This is a genomic window from Saccharopolyspora sp. MMCC62 (genome assembly GCF_057736575.1).
Genome location: NZ_JBYKCM010000015.1, coordinates 12,459 through 32,778, shown reverse-complemented (window position 1 = coordinate 32,778; position 20,320 = coordinate 12,459). Strand labels below are relative to the sequence as shown.

The 20,320-nt window shown below is 73.5% G+C and carries 22 protein-coding genes; 16 read left to right on the top strand and 6 right to left on the bottom strand.

Going from position 1 to position 20,320, the window contains the following annotated elements; translation table 11 throughout:
• Nucleotides 1-30: 30 nt before the first annotated feature.
• On the bottom strand, nt 31-120 hold the full coding sequence (locus AC29IT_RS26690; RefSeq protein ID WP_488220491.1) for a putative leader peptide: 90 nt from the start codon (nt 118-120) through the stop codon (nt 31-33).
• A 116-nt stretch (nt 121-236) separates the two neighbouring features.
• Between AC29IT_RS26690 and AC29IT_RS26685 the strand changes: the two genes are divergently transcribed.
• Entirely contained in the window at nt 237-1,145 is a 909-nt protein-coding gene (locus AC29IT_RS26685; RefSeq protein WP_488220490.1) for a pseudouridine synthase, read from the top strand.
• On the opposite strand, the gene mftR is transcribed toward AC29IT_RS26685, so the two are convergent.
• Complete coding sequence (mftR, locus tag AC29IT_RS26680; RefSeq protein ID WP_358433326.1) at nt 1,142-1,753, bottom strand: mycofactocin system transcriptional regulator MftR; 612 nt, start codon at nt 1,751-1,753, stop codon at nt 1,142-1,144. The two genes, AC29IT_RS26685 and mftR, sit on opposite strands and share 4 nt — an antisense overlap.
• Before the next feature lie 81 nt (nt 1,754-1,834).
• Here mftR and mftA point away from each other — a divergent pair, with 81 nt between their 5' ends.
• The 12 genes from mftA to mftE all read left to right on the top strand — a co-directional run bounded on the left by mftA (nt 1,835) and on the right by mftE (nt 13,660).
• On the top strand, nt 1,835-1,942 hold the full coding sequence (gene mftA, locus AC29IT_RS26675; protein WP_358433324.1) for a mycofactocin precursor MftA: 108 nt from the start codon (nt 1,835-1,837) through the stop codon (nt 1,940-1,942).
• Complete coding sequence (mftB, locus tag AC29IT_RS26670; RefSeq protein ID WP_358433321.1) at nt 1,920-2,225, top strand: mycofactocin biosynthesis chaperone MftB; 306 nt, start codon at nt 1,920-1,922, stop codon at nt 2,223-2,225. Before mftA ends, mftB begins: the two co-directional genes overlap by 23 nt.
• Before the next feature lie 22 nt (nt 2,226-2,247).
• Nucleotides 2,248-3,450, top strand: coding sequence for a mycofactocin radical SAM maturase (gene mftC, locus AC29IT_RS26665; protein ID WP_488220489.1), 1,203 nt, complete (start codon nt 2,248-2,250; stop codon nt 3,448-3,450).
• 70 nt (nt 3,451-3,520) lie between these two features.
• Nucleotides 3,521-5,452: a mycofactocin system FadH/OYE family oxidoreductase 1 gene (locus AC29IT_RS26660; RefSeq protein WP_488220488.1), complete on the top strand. Its 1,932-nt coding sequence runs from the start codon at nt 3,521-3,523 to the stop codon at nt 5,450-5,452.
• On the top strand, nt 5,449-7,410 hold the full coding sequence (locus AC29IT_RS26655) for a mycofactocin system FadH/OYE family oxidoreductase 2 (protein ID WP_488220487.1): 1,962 nt from the start codon (nt 5,449-5,451) through the stop codon (nt 7,408-7,410). Before AC29IT_RS26660 ends, AC29IT_RS26655 begins: the two co-directional genes overlap by 4 nt.
• Nucleotides 7,407-8,345 carry a mycofactocin-associated electron transfer flavoprotein alpha subunit gene (locus AC29IT_RS26650; RefSeq protein WP_488220486.1) on the top strand — a complete coding sequence of 313 codons (939 nt, stop codon included), beginning with the start codon at nt 7,407-7,409 and terminating at the stop codon, nt 8,343-8,345. The genes AC29IT_RS26655 and AC29IT_RS26650 overlap by 4 nt, the downstream gene beginning before the upstream one ends.
• On the top strand, nt 8,338-9,696 hold the full coding sequence (locus AC29IT_RS26645) for an FAD-dependent oxidoreductase (RefSeq protein WP_488220485.1): 1,359 nt from the start codon (nt 8,338-8,340) through the stop codon (nt 9,694-9,696). The genes AC29IT_RS26650 and AC29IT_RS26645 overlap by 8 nt, the downstream gene beginning before the upstream one ends.
• A gap of 24 nt (nt 9,697-9,720) precedes the next feature.
• Complete coding sequence (locus tag AC29IT_RS26640; RefSeq protein ID WP_488220484.1) at nt 9,721-10,017, top strand: ferredoxin family protein; 297 nt, start codon at nt 9,721-9,723, stop codon at nt 10,015-10,017.
• 5 nt (nt 10,018-10,022) lie between these two features.
• Entirely contained in the window at nt 10,023-10,883 is an 861-nt protein-coding gene (locus AC29IT_RS26635; RefSeq protein ID WP_488220483.1) for a mycofactocin-associated electron transfer flavoprotein beta subunit, read from the top strand.
• Nucleotides 10,876-11,661, top strand: coding sequence for a mycofactocin-coupled SDR family oxidoreductase (locus AC29IT_RS26630; protein WP_358433298.1), 786 nt, complete (start codon nt 10,876-10,878; stop codon nt 11,659-11,661). Before AC29IT_RS26635 ends, AC29IT_RS26630 begins: the two co-directional genes overlap by 8 nt.
• Complete coding sequence (gene mftF, locus AC29IT_RS26625; RefSeq protein ID WP_488220482.1) at nt 11,658-12,992, top strand: mycofactocin biosynthesis glycosyltransferase MftF; 1,335 nt, start codon at nt 11,658-11,660, stop codon at nt 12,990-12,992. The genes AC29IT_RS26630 and mftF overlap by 4 nt, the downstream gene beginning before the upstream one ends.
• The gene (gene mftE / locus AC29IT_RS26620) at nt 12,989-13,660 is read left to right on the top strand and encodes a mycofactocin biosynthesis peptidyl-dipeptidase MftE (RefSeq protein ID WP_488220481.1); all 672 of its coding nucleotides are present in this window, start codon (nt 12,989-12,991) and stop codon (nt 13,658-13,660) included. Before mftF ends, mftE begins: the two co-directional genes overlap by 4 nt.
• 107 nt (nt 13,661-13,767) lie before the next feature.
• Here mftE and AC29IT_RS26615 read toward each other — a convergent pair whose 3' ends face one another.
• Entirely contained in the window at nt 13,768-13,926 is a 159-nt protein-coding gene (locus tag AC29IT_RS26615) for a hypothetical protein (RefSeq protein ID WP_358433290.1), read from the bottom strand.
• Nucleotides 13,927-14,028: 102 nt separating this feature from the next.
• Entirely contained in the window at nt 14,029-15,396 is a 1,368-nt protein-coding gene (locus AC29IT_RS26610) for a pyridoxal phosphate-dependent decarboxylase family protein (RefSeq protein WP_488220480.1), read from the bottom strand.
• 367 nt (nt 15,397-15,763) lie between these two features.
• On the opposite strand from AC29IT_RS26610, the gene AC29IT_RS26605 reads away from it, so the two are divergent.
• From AC29IT_RS26605 to AC29IT_RS26595, 3 genes are all read left to right on the top strand, one after another.
• The gene (locus AC29IT_RS26605; protein WP_358433286.1) at nt 15,764-15,892 is read left to right on the top strand and encodes a hypothetical protein; all 129 of its coding nucleotides are present in this window, start codon (nt 15,764-15,766) and stop codon (nt 15,890-15,892) included.
• 136 nt (nt 15,893-16,028) lie between these two features.
• A complete protein-coding gene (locus AC29IT_RS26600; RefSeq protein ID WP_488220479.1) occupies nt 16,029-17,837 on the top strand; it encodes an ABC transporter ATP-binding protein in 1,809 nt (602 codons plus the stop codon).
• Between the two features lie 52 nt (nt 17,838-17,889).
• Nucleotides 17,890-19,110 carry an FAD-dependent monooxygenase gene (locus AC29IT_RS26595; RefSeq protein WP_488220478.1) on the top strand — a complete coding sequence of 407 codons (1,221 nt, stop codon included), beginning with the start codon at nt 17,890-17,892 and terminating at the stop codon, nt 19,108-19,110.
• A 66-nt stretch (nt 19,111-19,176) separates the two neighbouring features.
• On the opposite strand, the gene AC29IT_RS26590 is transcribed toward AC29IT_RS26595, so the two are convergent.
• A complete protein-coding gene (locus tag AC29IT_RS26590; protein WP_358433277.1) occupies nt 19,177-19,371 on the bottom strand; it encodes a DUF397 domain-containing protein in 195 nt (64 codons plus the stop codon).
• Nucleotides 19,343-20,218 carry a helix-turn-helix domain-containing protein gene (locus AC29IT_RS26585; protein ID WP_488220477.1) on the bottom strand — a complete coding sequence of 292 codons (876 nt, stop codon included), beginning with the start codon at nt 20,216-20,218 and terminating at the stop codon, nt 19,343-19,345. Before AC29IT_RS26585 ends, AC29IT_RS26590 begins: the two co-directional genes overlap by 29 nt.
• Nucleotides 20,219-20,320 lie beyond the last annotated feature (102 nt).

Sequence of the window (20,320 nt, the reverse complement as noted above, 5' to 3'; positions counted from 1 at the left end):
GGACCACGTCAGGGTCCGGGAGGGTGCTGCTCAGGGCAGCGCGGGGGCACAGATCGAGCTGGCGTGCCGCCGGAGGTCGACGTGCCGCCGAGCGAAGAAGAACCGCGCCTCGATGTCCACGCCACGATTCTGGCGCCGTTCCGGCCGGAGCGTCAACGAACTCGGGCCGCGTCCCACTGGCTGGACGAGCTCGCCCGGAACCGCAGGCCACCGGCCGCGCCGTAGGCTGGCCGGTGATGCGACGCAAGCTCCGATCCCCCCTGCCGCAGCGCGACGGCCTGGACGCCGCGCGGCTGCGCACCCCGGACGCGGGTTCGTGGGCGACGATGCGCGACCACTTGGTCGACCGGTTGCCGATCCCGGCGGACGAGGTGGACCGGATGCTGCGCGAAGAGCGCGTCGCCGACCGGCACGGCCGGTTCGTGGACGCCACCACCCCGTTCGCGCCGGGCGATCTCCTGTGGTTGCGGCGAGAACCGCCGGCGGAGGTACCGGTGCCGTTCGAACCGGAGGTGCTGCACCGCGACGAGCACCTGCTGGTGGTGGACAAGCCGCACTTCCTGGCCACCACGCCGCGCGGCGGGCACGTCGCCGAGACCGCGCTGGTGCGGTTGCGCCGCAGGCTGGAGCTGCCGGAGCTGAGCCCGGCGCACCGGCTGGACCGGCTGACCGCGGGCCTGGTGCTGTTCACCGTGCACGAGGCCGCGCGGCGGCCCTACCAGCTGCTGTTCCAGGACCGGGCGGTGCGCAAGGAGTACGAGGCGATCGCGCCGCACGACCCGGACCTCGCGCTGCCGCGGGTGGTGCGCAGCAGGATCGAGAAGGAACGCGGCGTGCTCCAGGCGCGCGAGGTGCCGGGCCCGGTGAACGCCGAGACGCGGGTGGAGCTCGTGGAACACCGCGACGGGCTCGGCCGCTACCGGCTGCGGCCCGCGACCGGCCGCACCCACCAGCTGCGGGTGCACCTGGCCGCGCTGGGCGTGCCGATCCTCGGCGACGAGCTGTACCCGGCGGTCCGGGAGCGGGCCGCGGACGACTTCACCGATCCGCTGCGGCTGCTGGCGAAGGAGCTCGCCTTCGACGATCCGATCACCGGAGAGCCGCGCCGCTTCACCAGCCGCCGCACCCTGTCCCTGGACCGCTAGCCGAACCCGCGCCCCAGATCGCGCAGGGCGTCGTCGAGGGCCGCGCACAGGTCCGTTCCCGGGTTCGACAACCAGTGCTCGTAGGCGGCGAGGGCCGCGCCGAGGGTGGAGTGCGCGACGGCCTGCGGGCGCAGCGCGGTGACCGGTTCGCCGAGCCGGTCGGCGGCGAACTCGGCGACGACGGCCCGCCAGTCCGCGTAGCGCAGCGTCGAGTGCGCCTGCAGCGCGGGCACCCGCAGGATCAGTTCGAGGCGGCGGCGGTGCCGTTCACCCTCCCCCGGGTCGACCCGGTTGAAGTCGACGACGACCGCGCGGATCGACTCCAGCAGCGGCTCGTCCGCGGGTCGCGCGCGGAACCCCGCGCGCATCACGTCGAGGCGCTCGGTGAACGCGCCCCACACCACGTCGTTCTTCGAGCCGAAGTACCGGAAGAAGGTGCGCCGCCCGATTCCCGCGGCGCGCGCGATGTGCTCCACGGTGGTGCGGTCGAACCCGTCCGAGTCGAACAGCGCGAACGCGACGCGTTCGAGTTCGGCGGGGCTGGTGGTGCGCCGCCTGCCGGGACCCGTGGTTGGTCCGGAAGTGTGGTCGCGGGTCGGTCCGGTCATCGCCTCTTCCATTGTGACACCGGGTGCCCATATCGTGTGGCGGCCACCACATCGCAGTGAGTGATCGGGAGGAAGCATCCCATGAGCGAATCCCAGCACGACGCGAGCGGCACCGCCCCCGCCGACGGGGTGGAGGACGACCTGCTCGTCGAGGAAGTGTCGATCGATGGCATGTGCGGCGTCTACTGATCCGGGCGGGCCGGCCGGGTTCGACCCCGGTCGCCCGCACCGGCTGAGCCCGGCCGTCTCGCTGCGCCCGGAGCGCTTCGGCGCGCTCGTCTACGACTTCACCACGCGGCGGCTGTCGTTCCTGAAGACGCCGGAGCTCGTCGCCGTGGTCCGCGAACTCGAACACCAGCCGGACGTGCACGCCGCGCTCACCGCCGCCGACGTGCCCGTCGAGCAGCACCCGCGCTACCTGACCGCTCTCGCCGGACTGCGCGAGGCGGGCACCATCCGGCCCCGCGACTGAACCGCCCCGCGAGGAGGCGCACATGCGGCTAGTCGAGCACTTCCAGCACGGCCTGGACTCCCCGATCTGCCTCACCTGGGAGCTCACCTACGCGTGCAACCTGTCCTGCGTGCACTGCCTGTCCGCGTCCGGGCGGCGCGATCCGCGGGAGCTGTCCACCGCCGAGTGCGAGGCGGTGATCGACGAGCTGCAGCGGATGCAGGTGTTCTACGTGAACATCGGCGGCGGGGAACCGACCGTGCGCGCCGATTTCTGGGACCTCGTCGAGTACGCCGTCGAGCACCAGGTCGGGGTGAAGTTCTCCACGAACGGGGTGCGGCTGACACCGGAGCGGGCGCGGTGGCTGGCGGGCACCGACTACGTGGACGTGCAGCTGTCCCTCGACGGGGCGACCGCGGAGGTCAACGACCGGGTGCGCGGAGCGGGTTCCTTCGACACGGCGATGACGGCGATGCGCAACCTGCGCGACGCCGGATTCGCCGACTTCAAGATCAGCGTGGTGCTGACCAGGGAGAACGTCGGCCAGCTGGACCGGTTCAAGGCGATCGCCGACGAGCACGGCGCACAGCTGCGCCTCACCCGGCTGCGGCCGTCCGGACGCGGCGCCGACGTGTGGGACGAGCTGCACCCGACCGCGGGGCAGCAGCGGGAGATCTACGACTGGCTCGTCGCGCACGGCGAAGGCGTGCTCACCGGGGATTCGTTCTTCCACCTCAACGCGCTCGGTTCCACCCCGCTGCCGGGGCTGAACCTGTGCGGCGCGGGCCGGGTGGTGTGCCTGATCGACCCGATCGGCGACGTCTACGCCTGCCCGTTCGCGATCCACTCCGAGTTCCTCGCGGGCAACGTGCGCGATGAGGGCGGATTCGGGGCGGTGTGGCGGGAATCGGAGCTGTTCGAGCGGTTGCGGGCGCCGCAGACCGGCGGCGCGTGCACGTCCTGCGCCGCCTACGACGCGTGCCAGGGCGGGTGCATGGCGGCGAAGTTCTTCACCGGGCTGCCGCTGGACGGGCCGGACCCGGAGTGCGTGCTGGGCAACGGGGAACGCGCGCTGGCCGGGGTCGGGGCCGCGGTGCCGAAACCGGACAAGGACCACTCGCACCGCACCGCGCCCCGCCGCCGGGAGGAACCGGTGGCGGTGGGCATCGGCTGGGGACCACCGGACGAGCAGCCGCCGCCCGATCGGGCCTGCGACACCAGCCCGCTCGCCGGTTTCCACCCCTGACCCGGGCGAACGGCCCGTTCGGCCGAACCGGACGGGCGGTTCCGCCGCATCCACGGAAGGCTCCCACCACATGAGCGGATCTGCGGGTCTCACCGAGCCGGTGGTGCTCGCCGGGCGCGAAGCACCGTCCCGGGTGCTGTTCGGGCCGCACGAGACGAACCTGGGCGACGGGCGCGCGCTGTCCGGTGCGCACGCCGCCCACTACGCCGAGCGGGCCGCGGGCGGCGCCGGGATCGTGGTCACCGAGGTCGCGAGCGCGCACGAATCGGATTGGCCGTACGAGCGCGCGCCGCTGGCCACCGAGTGCGGGCCGGGCTGGGCGGCGGTCGTGGCGGCCTGCCGCCCGCACGGTGCGCTGGTGCTGGCCGGGCTCGGGCACGCGGGTTCGCAGGGTTCGTCGGCCCGGTCGCAGGCGGCGCTGTGGGCGCCGTCGCGGGTCGCGGACGTGGCGAGCCGGGAACTGCCGATGGCGGTGGAGCACCGCGAGATCCGCTCCCTCGTCGAGGGTTTCGCGGCCGCGGCCCGGACCGCGGTCGAGTCCGATGTGGACGGAGTGGAGGTCGGGGCGGGCCAGTTCTCGCTGCTGCGCCAGTTCCTGTCCGGCCTGACGAACCAGCGCGGCGACGAGTACGGCACCGACCGCGCCCGGCTGCTGCGCGAGGTGCTCGCCGCGGTCCGCGCCGAACTCGGCGCCGGCCGGGTGCTGGGGCTGCGGTTGTCCTGCGACGAGCTCGCACCGTGGGCGGGCATCACCCCGGAGCAGGGCGCCGAGCTCGCCGCCGCGCTCGCCCCCGAGGTGGACTACCTGGCCGTGGTGCGCGGTTCCGCGATGGGCGCCGCCGCGACCACGCCCGACGCGCACGCCGAACCCGGGTTCAACCGGGAGCTGTGCCGGGCGGTGCGCGACGCCGTGGCCGGGGCGGCCCCGGTGGTGTTGCAGGGTTCCGTGGTCGATCCGGCGCAGGCGCAGGCCGCGCTGGACGACGGGACGGCGGACCTGGTGGAGATGACGCGCGCCCAGCTCGCGGACCCGGCGCTGGTGCGGAAGGTCCGGGCGGGACGGCGGGTTCGGCCGTGCACGCTCACCAACCAGCAGTGCCGGGTGCGCGACGAGCGCAACCCGCTGGTGAGCTGCCTCGGCGAACCGCGCACCGGGCACGAGACCACCGATCCGGTCCCGGGCGGGACCGGCGACGGGCGGCCGGTGCTCGTCGCGGGTGGCGGTCCCGCCGGATTGGAGGCCGCGCGGGTGCTGGCGCTGCGCGGGCACCCGGTGCGGTTGGTCGAGCGCACCGATCGGCTCGGCGGGATGCTCGCGCTCGCGGCGCTGCTGCCCGGCCGGGAACGGCTCGGCGCGCTGGTGGACTGGCTGGTCGCGGAGGTCCGCGAGCTCGGCGTCCCGATCACCACCGGCGCGGAAGCCCGGCCCGGTCCGGGGGAATTCCTCGTCGCCGCAACGGGTTCCGCCCCCGGACCGCGGCACTACGCGAGCACCGCACCCGTGCTGGAGGTCGCCGACCTGCTGCGCGCGGTCCGGGACCGGCGGCTCGGCGAGGTGGTGCCGGACGGCCCGGTCGCCGTGTTCGACCCGGTCGGCGACGCCACCGGGGTCGCCGTCGCCGAACTCCTCGCCGCCACCGGGCGGGAGGTTTCGATCATCAGCCAGGACCAGGTGATCGGCACCCAGCTCGCCCGCACCGGCGACCTGGCGGACGCGAACGCCCGCTTGCAGCGCGCCGGGGTGGTGCTCGCCAAGCGCAGCGCGCTGCGGGCGGTGCGGCCCGGCGAGGTGCTGCTGGCCGACGTGTTCACCGGCGTCGAACGGACCCTGCCCGCCGAGCTCGTCGTGCACTGCGGGCACCGGCTGCCCGACCCCGCTCCGCCGCCGGACTTCGGCACGACCGTCGGCGACCGGGTGGCGCCGCGCACCGCGCACGAAGCCGTCCGGGAAGGCCGGCGCGCCGCGTTCGCCCTGGTCCGCGACCTGGTGGTACCGGCATGAGCGCCACCGGCCGGTACCGGCACCTGTTCCAACCGCTGCGGCTCGGACCGGTCACCGTCGCCAACCGCATCGTGTTCTCCGCCCACCTGACGAACTACGCGGCCGGTGGGCTGCCCACCGAGCAGCACGCCGCCTACTACGCGGCGCGGGCCGCAGGCGGCGCCGGGCTGATCATCACCGAGGAGCACTCCACCCATCCGACCGACTGGCCGTACGAGAAGCTGATCCACGGCTTCCACCCGGAGGTCGTGCCCGGCTACCGGCGGATCACCGACGCGGTGCACGCGCACGGGGTGCCGATCTTCGCGCAGCTCAACCACAACGGCGGGCAGGCCTCCGGGATGTACTCGCGGCTGCCGGTGTGGGCGCCGTCGCCGGTCCCGGACCCGCTGTTCCGCGAAGTGCCGAAGGCCGTGGACCACGCCGAGATCGACGAGATCGTCGCCGGGTACGCGACCGTGGCGCGGCACTGCCGGGACGGCGGCTTCGACGGGGTGGAGTTGCAGTGCTCGCACTCGTCGATCGTGCGCGGTTTCCTGTCCCCCGCCACGAACGCGCGCACCGACGAGTACGGCGGCGCGCTGCCGAACCGGGCGCGGCTGCTGCTGCAGCTGGTCGCGGCGGTGCGCGCGGCGATCGGGCCCGACCTGGCGCTGGGCGTGCGGTTGTGCGGCGACGAGCTCATCGACGGCGGCACCACCATCGACGAAGCGGTGGCGGTGGCGCGGCTCGTCGAGGCCACCGGCGCCGTGGACTACGTGAACACCTCGATCGGGGTCGCCACCGCCACGCTGTACCTGATCGAGGCGTCGATGAGCGTGCCGCCCGGCTACGCCCTGTTCATCCCGAGCGCGCTGCGCAAGGCGGTGGACCTGCCGGTGGTCGGGGTGGGCCGGTTCAAGGACCCGGTGCAGGCGGACCGGGCGCTGGCCGAGGGCCACGCGGACCTGATCGGTGTGGTGCGCGGGCAGATCGCCGACGCGGACTTCGCGGCGAAGGCCCGGTCCGGGCACGCCGCCGACATCCGCACCTGCCTGTCCTGCAACCAGGAGTGCGTGGGCCGGATGGGCCTGAACCGCTGGCTCGGCTGCATCGAGAACCCCCGCACCGGCCGGGAATCCGTGCCGCTGCCGCCACCGCGCGCCGCGAAGCGGGTCGTGGTCGTCGGCGGTGGCCCCGGTGGGCTGCAGGCCGCGGCGACGGCGGCGCAGCGCGGGCACCGGGTGACGCTGCTGGAGCGCCAGGCCACCACCGGCGGCCAGGTCGCGGTGGCGGCGAGCGTGCCGCAGCGCGCCGAATTCCTCGACGTGGTGCGGAATTCGCTCGCCGAGTGCCGCCGGTACGGCGTCGAGGTCCGCACCGGCGAGCACGCCACCGCCGCATCGCTGCGCGCGCTGCGGCCCGACGTGGTGGTCCTGGCCACGGGTGCGCGCCCGCAGCGCCCGTGGTGGGCCGGCGAACTGGCGCGCGTGGTGGACGTCCGGGACGTGCTGGAGGGCCGGGCGGCACCGTCCGGTGCGGTGCTCGTGGTCGACGACCTCGGGTTCCACCAGGCCACGTCGGTGGCCGAACTGCTCGCCGACCGGGGCTGCGCGGTGCGGATCAGCACGCCCGGCATGGTCGTCGGCCAGGACCTCGGCAGCACGCTCGACCTGGAGACGTTCGCGGTGCGGGCCGCGGCGAAGCGCATCGAGCAGACCACCGACGAGGTGGTGCTCGGCGCTACCGCGGACGACGACCGGGTCGAGGTGCAGCTGCTCAAGCACACCACCGGCGCGAGCGGCGCGGCGGTGTTCGACTGGGTGGTGTGCGCGACCCACCAGGAACCGGAAGAAGAGCTGTGGCTGGAGATCTCCGCCACCGGCGAGCTGCCGGTCCACCGGATCGGCGACTGCGTGGCGCCGCGGCGGGCGCACGCGGCGGTGCTGGAGGGACATCGGACGGCGGTGGCGCTGTGACGGAGGACGTGGTCGCGGTGGTGGTCGTGCGGGACGGCGTGCCGCCGGTCGGTGGCGACGAGGCGGTCGCGGAAGCGGGTGGCGCCGCGGTGCTGATCGGCACCGGCTGCCGCCGGGCGGTCCCGGCGCTGCCGCCGCTGCGGCGGGCGTGGTGCGCGGAGGCCGGGGACTTCGCGCCGGGCGCGTTCGCCGCCGCCCTCGCGCCGCTGCTGGCGGAGGTGCCGCGGCTGGTGCTGCCGGGTTCCCCGGACGGCCGGGACCTGGCGCCCCGGCTGGCGGCCGCGCTGGACCGGCCGCTGCTGGCCGGGGCGACCCGCACCGGTGGGTCCGGCACGGACCTGGTGCGCTGGGACGGCAGGCTCGGCGTCGCGGTGCGCACGCCGCCGCGGTGCGTGGTGTCGCTGGTGCCGGGCGTGCGCGGCGCGCTCCCCGCCGGCGCTCCCGCCGAAGTGTCCGATGTGGACATCAGGCTGCCCGCGGTCGCCGATGCGGAGGTGCTGGAGGTGCTGGAGCCGGACCCGGCGACCGCCGACCTCTCCGAGGCGCACCGGCTGCTCGGCGCCGGTGCGGGACTCGGCCACGGCGACCGGACCGGGCCGGAATCGGTGGCGCTGCTGGAAGAACTCGCCACCGCCCTCGGCGCCTCGGTCGGTGCCACCCGCGTCGTCACCGACGCCGGATGGGCGCCGCACGAACGGCAGATCGGCACCACCGGCGCCGTGGTGGGCCCCGAGCTCTACCTGGCCTTCGGCGTGTCCGGAGCCGCCCAGCACCTCGGCGGGCTCGGCGCGCCCCGGCACGTGGTGTCGGTGAACACCGACGCCAGCTGCCCCATGACCGCGCTGGCCGATCTCGGCCTGGTCACCGACGCGCAGCGGCTGCTCGCCGAACTGGTGCGCAGGCTCGCCCGGATCGAGGAGGACCACCATGCCTGAGCAGGGGGCCGGGCCGGCCACCGCCGCGATACCGGTACCGCGGCCGCAGCGCTACGACTTCGACGCGATCGTCGTCGGCGCCGGACCGGCCGGCTCGGCCGCCGCGCTGGAACTGGCCCGCGCCGGGCGCAGCGTCGCGCTGCTGGAGCGCGGACCGTTCCCCGGTTCGAAGAACGTCTACGGCGGCGTCGTCTACGGGCGCGTCCTCGACGGGCTGATCCCCGGCTGGCAGCAGGAGATGCCGGTGCAGCGGTGGGTCACCCGCAGGCAGACGATGGTCTTCTCCGGCGAGCGGTCGCTGACCGTCGACTTCCGCAGCGAGAACTGGGGCCGGGCACCGCACAACGGCGCCACCACGCACCGCGCCGAGTTCGACCCGTGGCTCGCCGAGCACGCGCAGCGCGCCGGAGCCGTGCTTGTGCCGTCCACGGTGGCGGTGGCGCTGCTGCGGACCGCCGACGGCGCCGTGCACGGGGTGCGCACCGACCGGCCCGACGGAGACCTCACCGCGCGCGTCGTGCTGGCCTGCGACGGGGTGAACTCGTTCCTGGCCAAGCAGGCCGGGCTGCTCGGCGGCGATCAGGCCTCGCACACCACGCTCGGCGTCAAGGAGACGCTGGCGCTGCCGAAGGACACCATCGACGAACGGTTCGGCGTCACCGGCAGCGGCGGGGTCGATGTAGAGATGCTCGGGTGCACCGGGAAGGTACCCGGGGGCGGATTCCTGTACACCAACGCGGAATCGGTCAGCATCGGCCTCGTCCTCGGCCTGCGCGGGCTGGCGAAGGCGAAGGTGCGGCCGGAAGCGCTGCTGGGCGAGCTGAAGCGGCACCCGTCGATCGCGCCGCTGGTGCGCGGTGGCGAGCTCGTCGAGTACTCGGCGCACCTCATCCCGGAGGGCGGGTACCGGACGATGCCGCCGCTGATCGGCGACGGGCTGCTGCTGGCCGGGGACGCCGCGGGGATGTGCCTGGCGGCGGGGATCTGGTTGGAGGGCGTGAACTTCGCGCTCGGCTCCGGCATGTACGCGGGCCGTGCCGCGGCTACCGCGCTGGCCGCCGGGGACACCTCGGCGGCCGGGCTCGCCGGGTACCGCAGCGCGCTGCGCAGCTCCTTCGTGCTCGCCGACCACGAGAAGCTGCGCGACGCGCCGGGTCTGGTGCTGTCCGAACGGATGCAGCAGCGGTATCCCGGCCTGCTGTGCGACTTCGCCGAATCCGTGTTCACAGTGGACAACCCGCGGCCGAAGCCCGGATTCCGCGCGCTGCTGCGGCGGGCCGCGAAGCGCAACGGGGTGCGGATGCGGGACCTCGCCAAGGACGCCTTCACCGGCTTGCGGACCTTCGGCTGATCGGAACGGGAGGACGGCACCGCGATGGCAGATCAGTACCACGACCTCTCCTTCGAGGAACGGATGTCCAGAGTGGACTTCCGAGCGTCCGAGCAACCGCACATCGCGGTCGACACCGAGGTGTGCCGCTCCTGCACGACCCGAGCGTGCGTGACCGCGTGCCCGGCGAACCTGTTCGTGCCCACCGCCGACGGCGGCATCCTGTTCAACCACGAGCAGTGCTTCGAGTGCGGCACCTGCTACCTGGTGTGCGACCAGAACGGTGCCATCACCTGGGAGTACCCGGCCGGCGGGCACGGCGTCGTGTTCCGGAAGGGGTGAGCGGGATGCTCGTGGTGGTGGCGCTGCGCCGGGTCGACGAGCGCGCCGAGGTGGACCCGTTGACCGGCCGGGTTCGGGCGGCGGAGCTCCCGGCGGGCACATCGGCGGCGGACGCGGCGGCGCTGGAGCTGGGACTGCGGCTGGCGGAGTCCACCGGCGGGCGGTGCGCGGCGGTGAGCCTCGCGCCCGCGGGCGCGGACGAGCTGCTGCGCGCGGCGCTGGCCGCCGGTGCGGACGAGGTGCTGCGCGTCGAACCCGCCGGAGCACCCGATCCGCGGGCGGCCGACTCCGGTGCGGGCACGGCACGCGCGCTCGCCGCCGCCATCCGCGACCGGTTCGGCCCACCGGACCTGGTGCTCACCGGCGACCACTCCCCGGACCGCGGCACCGGCGCCACCCCGGCGCTGCTGGCCGCCGAGTTCGGCTGCGCGCAGGCGCTCGGCCTGGTCTCGCTGGACACCGAGCCCGCCGCCGACGGCCGGTTGCGGGCGCTGCGCAGGCTGGACCGCGGCCGCCGGGAACGGCTCGCGGTGCCGTTGCCCGCCGTGTGCTCGGTGGAGGCCGCCGGGGTGCGCCCGCGCACCGCTGCGCTGCCCGCGGTGCTCGCGGCCCGGTCCACCGCGATCCCGGTCGTCCCGGCCGGCGCCGAACCGGACCTGCCGCGGATCACCGCCGCGCACGGCTACCGGCCGCGCGCCCGGGAACTGCCCGCGCCCGCCGGGACCGATCCGCTGCTGCGGCTGCGCGAGCTCACCGGCGCCGGGCAGCGCTCGGACCCGCCGCGCGTGGTGGTCACCGACGACCCCGCGGAAGCGGCCGACGAGCTGCTGGCCTTCTTGCGGGACAAGGGATACCTCGATGGCTGAGCGGGTGGCGGTGGTGACCGGCGCCGCGCGCGGCATCGGCGCCGCGGTCGTGCGGCGGCTCGCCGGGCACGGCTGGCGGGTGGTGGCGACCGATCGTTGCGCCGACGATCCGCGGGTGCCGTACCCGCTGGGCACCGCCGAGCAGCTGGCCGCGCTCGCCGCCGAGCACCCCGGCGCCGTGCTCGACGTGGCCGTCGACGTGCAGGACCCGGACGCGCTGCGCGGCGCGGTCGACCTCGCCGAACGGCGGTTCGGCGGGCTGGACGCCGCGGTCGCCGCCGCCGCGCTCATGACCGGCGGGCACCCGTTCTGGGAAGCCGACGAGACCGAGTGGGCGGCGTCGTTCTCCGTCGGTGTCGACGGCACCGCGCACCTGGCGCGCGCCGCCGTGCCCGCGCTGCTGCGCCGCCCCGCACCGCGCACCGGGCGGTTCGTGGCGCTGGCCTCGGCGGCCGCGCACACCGGTCTGTGGCGGCTCACCTCCTACAACGCGGCCAAGCACGCCGTGGTGGGACTGGTGCGCGGGCTGGCGACCGACCTGCGCGGCACCGGGATCTGCGCCACCGCCGTCTCCCCCGGCTCGACCCGCACCGAGATGCTGCGGGCCACCGCCGAGCTCTACGGACTGTCCGATGTGGACGAGTTCGCGGAACACCAGCTCACCGAGCGGATCCTGGAGCCCGATGAGGTGGCGGCGGTCGTGGAGTTCCTGTGCTCCCCCGAATCGTCCGCGATCACCGGCACCGTGGTGCACGCCGACGGCGGGTTCACCGCATGACCGCGCCGGTCCCCGCGGGCACCCGGCTGGTGCCGGACGCCTCGCTGCGGCGGGCCCGCGGCGGCCAAGTGCTGCTCGGCGGCTCCCCGGTGCGGCTGCTGCGGGTGGGGGCGCGGGCGGCGCGGCTGGTCGACCGGTGGTTCGCGGGCGAACCGGTGCGGGACGGCGGTGCGCTGGCACGACGGCTGCTCGACGCCGGGCTCGCCCACCCGGAACCGCCCGCGGGCTCGCCGGAGTTCGCCGAGGTGACGCTGGTGGTGCCGGTGAAGGACGATCCGGACGGCCTGGCGCGGCTGCTGGCCGCCACCGAGGAGCTGCCGCACCGCATCGTCGTCGACGACGGCTCCCGGGAACCCGCCGCCGAGCTCCGGCACCCCGTCACCCGCGGGCCCGCGGCCGCCCGCAACACCGGCTGGCGGCGGGCGGAGACCGACATGGTCGCGTTCGTCGACGCGGATGCGCTGCCCGAACCGGGCTGGCTCGCCCCGCTGCTGCGGCAGTTCACCGATCCGGCCGTGCAGGCGGCCGCACCCCGCGTCCGCAGTGGCTCCGGCAGCGGCGCGATCGCCCGCTACGAAGCGGACCGCGGCGGTCTCGACCTCGGCGCGGCCCCGGCCGGGGTCCGGCCGATGAGCCGGGTCAGCTACGTGCCGACCGCGGCGCTGGTCGTGCGCCGCGCCGCGCTGGCCGAGCTCGGCGGGTTCGACGAGGCGCTTCGGTTCGGCGAGGACGTGGACCTGGTGTGGCGACTCGTCGACACCGGCGCGGTGGTGCGCTACGTCCCCGATTCGGTGGTACGTCACCGGCCGCGCGCCGGGCTCCGGTCCTGGTTGCGGCAGCGCTACGACTACGGCACCTCCGCCGCCCCGCTGGCCCGCAGGCACCCGGGCAGGCTCAGCTGCGCCCGGCTGTCGGCGTGGAGCGCGGTGTCGTGGGCGGCGCTGGTGGCGGGACGTCCGCTGCCGGCCGGGGCGCTCGCGGTGGGCAGCGCCGCCGTGCTGCCGCGGAAGCTGCGCGCGCACGGCGTGCCGGACCGGGAGTCGTGGCGGCTGGCGGTGCGCGGGCACCTCGGCGCCGGGCGGCTGCTCGCGGAGGCGGTGCGGCGCGCCTGGTTCCCGCTGCTGCTGGTCTCGCGGCGGACCCGTCCGCTGCTGCTGGTGGCGGTGCTTCCCTGCGCGTGGGAGGCACTGCGGAACCGGCGCGGGCCGCGCTGGTTCGCGCTGCGGGTGCTCGACGACCTCGCCTACGGGTGCGGGGTGTGGGCCGGGTGCGCGCGGGAGCGGTCCGCGGCGGCACTGCTGCCGCAGTTCACCGGGAGGACGACGCGATGAGCCTGGGCGCGCTGCGCTGGACCGAACTCGACGGCGCCGCACGGGTGCTGGCGATCCCGCTCGGCGCCACCGAGCAGCACGGGCCGCACCTGCCGCTGCGCACCGACACCGCCATCGCCGAGGCGCTGTGCACCCGGCTGGCCCGGCGGCTGCCGGAGGTCGTCGTCGGCCCCGCCGTGCCCTACGGCGCCAGCGGGGAGCACGCCGACTTCCCCGGCACGCTCTCCATCGGGCACGAGGCGCTGTGGTTGCTGCTGGTGGAACTGGTGCGGTCCGCGGACCGGTTCGCCGGGGTGGTGCTGGTGAACGGGCACGGCGGCAACCTGCCCACCGTGCGCCGGGCCGCCGAGCAGCTGCGCGGCGAGGACAGGCGGGTGCTGGCGTGGTGCCCCGACGGGCCTGCCGACGACAGCCACGCCGGGCGCACCGAGACCTCCGCGATGCTGCACCTGCACCCGGACGAGGTCGCTCTCCCGGACGCCGTCGCGGGCAACACCGAACCGCTGCCGGAACTCATCGATCGACTGCGCACCGGTGGAGTCCGCGCGGTCAGCCCCAACGGCGTCCTCGGCGACCCCGCGGGCGCCACCCCCGCCGAGGGCGAAGCCCTCCTCGCCCGCTGGACCGACGCCCTGGTCGCAGCCGTCACCCGCTGGCGCCCGAGGTGAGTGGCCCACTCCCCCGACATCGCTGGGCGACTCACCCACCGGGCCTCGGCAGGTGAATGACCCACTCGACCAGCACACGTGGGCGAATGGGCCATTCACCTGCGGGATCAGCGCGGGGTGGGGACGGTGCGGTCGCGCTGGGCCTCCGGGTTCCCGCCGTGCAGGAAGCGGTGGCGCGCGTCGGCGATCCGGCGGGACTCGTCCCACATGGTGTGCAGGAACTCCGGGCGAACCCTTCTGGCGCGGACGGACGAACGAGTCGACATGAGACCCCCGATTTCGATGTCGGCTTGGCACGGTGCGGCGCCCGTCCGGTCACCCGGCGAGCGCCCCACCCGGGTGCCCGGTCACCCGGCGGAGCAAACCGGTCACTCCGCGGCGCGCCGGACGAGTGCCTCCAGATCGGTGTGGCAGCGGCGGATCCAGTGCTCGTGCTCCGGTTTCAGCAGCACGCTGCGCAGCACCCGAGCGGTCGGCTGGTCCGGCGCGATCCGGTGGCCGCGCCGCGCCAGGTCGTCCGCGGTGACCTCCATGGCCGCCAAGTGGACGGCTTCGCCGGGATCGGCCCGCATCCCGGCGTGCAGCACCCGCCGGGTGCGCTCGTCGAGCGCGGCCATGCCGGGCGCGGCGGGCACGAGGCCCAGGACGTCGAGCTCCGGCTGCTGGTAGGCCGCCAGCACCGGCGAGTCGGCGAGCAGTTCCGCCCAGCGCAGCGCGGCGCGCCTGCCCGCGCGCAGTACCCGGCCGAGCCCGCCGGGCGTGGGCGGCAGCACCCGCAGCGTCAGCCACAGCGCGGCCGCCGCGGCCCCGGATCGGGAGCATTCCAGGGAGATCTCCCCCAGGTGGGGTTCCGCGGAGGTGTAGTAGGTCCACGGCGAGTCGTGCCGGTAGTACCGCTGCACCGACGGGTCGGCGAACAGCACCGCACCGCACCCGTAGGGCTGCAGGCCGTGCTTGTGCGGGTCCACCACCACCGAATCGCACTCGGCGATCGCCCGGAACGGCGCGGCCGCCACCCCGTCCGGCGCGTCGTCGGCGATGAGCGCGAAGAACCCGCCGCAGGCCGCGTCGACGTGGATGCGGAAGTCGTGCCGCCGCCGCAGCGCCAGCACCTCGTGGATCGGGTCGACGGCGCCGAGCCCGGTGGTCCCGGCGGTGAGCACCACGGTCCCGATGTCCTGCTCGGCCAGCAGCGAGTCCAGCGCCGCCACCTCGATCCGCCCGGCCGCGTCCACCGGGATCGGCACCGACCGCACGCCCAGCAGGTGGCAGGTCCGGGCGTGCGTGTAGTGCGCGTCCGCGCTGTGCGCGATGGCCGCACCGGGACGCGTTTCCCTTGCCACGTAGAGGGATTCGAGGTTGGCGATGGTGCCGCTCGCGGTGAGGTGCCCGAGCGCTCCCGGCATCCCGAGCATCGTCGCGAGCCGCTCCACCGCCTCCCGCTCCAGCTCCGTGGTGGCCGGTCCGCCGTCGAGCGCGTGGTTGTTCGGGTTCAGCAGCATCGCCGCCAGGTAGCCGACGACGGCCGCCGGATGCGGTGGTTTGATCAGCTGCCCGAGGTAGCGGGGGTGGTGGAACGGGTAGGTGCCGCGCAGCCGTTCGAGCAGCGCGTCGAACGCCGCGCCGAACTCGCCGTCGGGCACGACGGCGTCCGGGTGCGGCTCGAACTCGCCGAATTCCCGTTGCCACGCCGCGATCTCCGCCACCGCCCGATCCGTCCACGCCCGCAGGTCCATCGGTTCCCCCTCCGTCCGTCCACAAGGAACCACGCGCGGGCAGGTGCGGCCACGCCCGGGAAAGCAGAACCCGTTGGTTCAGCGGCAAATCCGGGACGATAGTCCTCTGTGCAAGCTCCGTGACATGGCGTTTACTCGTTGTCAGGTCGGGTTGTTCCGCCACATGGGGGGCACCTACCTTTCGGAAAGCCACTGGAGGAGTGCGCCGATCTCCGGGCCGCGCCCGGGCGGCATCACCAGCGGTCCGATGTCCACGACGACACCGACCGGTCGAGCGGAATGTCGACGATGACGTTCTTCTCCGGGGGAAGTCGGCAATGCGGAAAGGTGCATGGCGATGGGCAAAGGCAGCAGCATTTTCGTGTACGTGAACAACAACCGCCGCCGCAAGCACGGCTGGGGCAACGGTTGGGGCCACGGCTGGGGCTGGGGTCACGGCTGGGGCTGGGGCCACGGTTGGGGACACGGCTGGGGCCACGGCTGCGGCTGCAAGTAACAGCTTGGCTCAACGTCCGGGTGACGCCCGCACCTTCACCGGTGCGGGCGTCACACCCGTCGGCAACAGGGGGTAAGTCGTGCGGGGACCGATTCGGTGGTTGTTCGACCCACCGGTCGCCGAAGAGGCGGGTTTGGTGGAGACCGCGCCATCGATCGGGGTGCGGGAGGTGTTCCGGCGGTTCTGGCCGGACGCGCGACCGTTCCGCTGGTACATGGTGCTCAGCCTGGGGTTGGTGCTGGTGTCGCCGCTGCTGGATGCGGCGGCGATCTGGCTGTTCAAGGTCCTCATCGACGATGTGCTGACACCGCGGGACTTCTCGCTGTTCCCGGTGGTGGCGGTCGCCTACGCCGGGATCACGATCGTGATGGGGGTCGTCGGGTTCGGCGAGAGCTACCTGACGGTGTGGATCGGTGAGCACTTCCTGAACCGCTTGCGGATCCGGGTGTTCACCCACCTGCACACGTTGTCGGTGGACTTCTTCGACCGGCGCAGGCTCGGCGACACGTTGAGCAGGCTCACCACCGACGTGGCCTCGATCGAGAGCCTGGTGCTGTCGGGCATCACGCAGACGGTGGCCTCGCTGGTGAAGATCGTGCTGTTCGCCGGGGTGCTGTTCTACCTGGACTGGCGGCTGACGGTGGTGGCGCTGCTGGTGGTGCCGCTGTTCCTCGCGGTGGCACGGTTCTTCGCGATGCGCATCAAGTCGGCGTCCCGGGAGGTCGCCGGGCGCACCGGTTCGATCGGCACCGTCGCGGAGGAGAGCCTCGGCAACGCCCCGCTGATCCAGGCCTACGGCCGCGAGTCGGCGGAGGTGCGGCGGTTCACCCGGCAGAGCCGGTCCAGCCTGTCCGCGGAGTTGTCCGCGGCCCGCATCGGGGGCCTGTTCGAGCCGCTGGTGGACCTGCTGGAAGTGCTGGCGATCATGGCGATCGTCGGTGTCGGCATCTGGGAGCTGGCGTCCGGCCGGATCACCCTGGGCGGGCTGCTGGCGTTCCTGGTGTACCTGTCGCAGCTGTACTCGCCGGTGAGCAACCTCGGCCAGCTCTCGAACGTGATCTACGGGGCGGCGGCGAGCGCGGAACGCATCCTGGAGCTGTTCGACCAGCGCCCGCACGTTCCCGCGCCGCGCGAGCCGAAGCGGCTGGACCGGGTGCGCGGCGCGATGCGGCTGGACGACGTCGGGTTCCACTACCCGGGCACCGCCGACGAGGTGCTGCACGACGTGAACCTCACCGCGGAGCCGGGGGAACGCGTCGCCATCGTCGGCGCCAGCGGCGCGGGGAAGTCGACGTTGACGAAGCTGCTGCTGCGGTTCTACGACCCGGATCGCGGCGGCATCTCGTTGGACGGCACGGATCTGCGCGAGCTGGACCCGAAGGAGCTGCGCTCGCACATCGCGATCGTGCTGCAGGAGACGCTGCTGCTGGACGGCACGATCGGCGAGAACATCCTGGCGGGCAAACCGGATGCGGAACGCGCGGAGCTGATCGACGCGGCGCGCGCCGCCGACGCGCACGACTTCATCGCCGCGCTCCCCGACGGCTACGAGACGCGCGTCGGGCAGCGCGGCCGGTTGCTCTCCGGTGGGCAGCGCCAGCGCATCGCGATCGCCCGCGCGATGATCCGGGACGCGCCGATCCTGCTGCTGGACGAGCCGACCGCGAGCCTGGACGCCGAGGCGGGGCAACGCATCCTCGGCCCGCTGAACCGGTTGATGGCGGGGCGGACCACGATCGTCATCTCGCACAACCTGCTCACCGTCACCGACGCGGACAAGATCCTCTACCTGGACCACGGGCGGGTCACCGGCCTCGGCACGCATTCGGAGCTGCTGGCGGGCAACAACGGCTACGCGCACCTGTACCACCTGCACCACCCGTCGGAGGAAGTGGTGCACGGCGCGCCCGCGCAGCGCAACGGCGGCACGCGGGAACACACGTGACAGCGCAACGACAACCGGGCGGCACACCGCCGTCCTCGTCCAGGAGGTGCCCATGAAGATCACGTGCGTCGGCGCTGGACCGGCCGGGCTGTACTTCGCGATCTCCGCGAAGCTGCGCGACGCCGGACACGACATCACCGTCATCGAGCGTGATCCGCCGGGCGCCACCTACGGGTGGGGCGTCGTGTACTGGGACAACCTGCTGGATCCGCTGTACGCCAACGATGCGGAGAGCGCGCAGCAGATCCGGTCCGCCTCCACGTTGTGGCAGGAGCAGCAGATCGTCCTCGGCGGCGGCGACGTCGGTTTCCTCGGCGGCTACGGGTTCAGCGTGAACCGGGCGACGCTGCTGGACGTGCTGGCCGAACGCGCGACCGACCTGGGTGTGGACATCCGCTACGAGCAGGACGTGCAGAGCCTCGACGAGCTCGCCGACAGCGACCTGATCATCGGCGCGGACGGGGCGGGCAGCAAGGTGCGCTCGCTGCACGAGGACGAGTTCGGCACCCGGGTGGAGACGGGCAGCAACCCGTACATCTGGCTGGGCACGGACAAGGTGTTCGACCGGTTCACGTTCGCGTTCGAGCGGACCTCGGCGGGGTGGATCTGGTTCCACGCCTACCCGTCCAGCGCCGGCGTCAGCACCTGCATCGTGGAGACCACCGAGCAGACCTGGAACGCTCTCGGCTTCGGCGAGCGCAGCGACGAGGACGCGGTGCGGTTGCTGGAGAAGGTCTTCGAGAAGCCCCTCGAAGGGCACTCGCTGATCAGCCGCTCCCGGGGCGAACCGGCGCGGTGGCAGCGGTTCACCCAGGTGCTCAACCGGAGTTGGCGCTACGAGAACGTGATGCTGCTCGGCGACGCCGCGCACACCACGCACTTCAGCATCGGGTCGGGCACCCGGCTGGCCATCATGGACGCGATGATCCTGGCGCAGAAGCTGCACGACCACGAGCACCTGGACACCGCGCTGCGCGACTTCGACCAGCAGGGCCGCAGCGCGCTGCGCCCGCTGCAGGCGGCCGGGCGCACCAGCATGGCCTGGTTCGAGCGGGCGGACCGCTACCTCGACCGGGAGGCGGTCGACGTGGCGTACGCGATGGCCGCGCGCGGCGGTGCCCAGTCGCCGTGGCAGTACCGGATGCACCAGGCGACGCAGGTTCCGGCCGTGCGCAAGGGAATGCGCTGGTACGACAACGGGCAGCGCTGGTACCTGGCCTGCCGCCGGGGCGAAGCTCTCGGCGCCCGCCCGGAGAAGTCCCCCTCCCGCTGATGCACCGCAGGTGAATGGCCCACTCGCCCCGTCCTCTTGGTCGAATGGGCCATTCACCTGGCGGCGTCAGCGGTCGAGGTGTCCGGACTTGAGCGCCGCGACGAACTCCGACCACCGCGGCCCCGGCACCGCGAAGTGCCCGGCGGCCCGGTCCTTCGTGTCCCGCACCGCGGCACCGCCCGCTAACCGCCCGACTTCGACGCAGTTGTCGTTCGGGTTGGAACGGCTGGACTTACGCCAGTTGACCGGCGAGGTCTGCATGGTTCTCCTCGTTGACTCGGGCTGAGACGAACTCGATCAGTTCCAGTGAATCCTGCGGCTCCAGTGCCGTGGCGCGCAGGTTCGCCAACTCTTCGCGGTAGGCCTCCACATCCCGCTTCTCGTACAGGAAGGTCGGGCCGCGGAAGTGTTCGAGGTGGATGGTCGGCGCTGCCTTGTCGAACTCGAACAGGACGAAGGAACCGTTGTGCGCCAACGTCCATCGCGTTTCCGAGGCCGGGATGACCTGGACAGAGACGTTGTCACGTCGAGCCGTGGCGCACAGGTGGTCCAGCTGCTCAGCCATCACCGCACGACTTCCGATCGTTTCCCTGAGCACGCGCTCGGCAAGGATCACCGTGAACCGGCGCTCCGACCGGATCGCTTCGCGCCTGGCCATGCGCATCTCGATGCGGACCTCACGGTCGTGGGCCGGAACGGATGCCATGATCTGCTGCGCGTAGGCACGCGTCTGAAAAGGACCTGGCACGATCAACGGCGCCACGTGCGTGATCGAGGTGGCGGAACGGTCGTACTCGCTCAATTCGACCAGATGCCCGTGAAGGCCGGATCCGCTGTCAGCAACGAGATTCGGTTCGCTCGCGTTCTCCGCGAACTCGATGAGCTCTTCGTAAGCCCGACCTGTCACACCGAGCACTCCGAGCACTCTCGACACGTGGGCCACGGGCGGAGTTCGGTCTCCACGCTCGTATCGGGTCACCGTTCCCTGCGCGATGCCTAGTTCACCGGCCAGCTTTCGCGCATTCCACCCCGCGTGCTGCCGGAGCTCGCGAAGTTCGGCACCGAGCAAACGGGCCTTCGGGGTGTTCCGATCTTTGGCTCCGACCATGAGCCGGATTGTAATCAGCGCCCCATCGACGCGAGTCCCCGAAAGAGTTATTGCCGGGATGGCTCCGGAGCCAGCATGATGACTCCGGAGCCAAGGTCAACA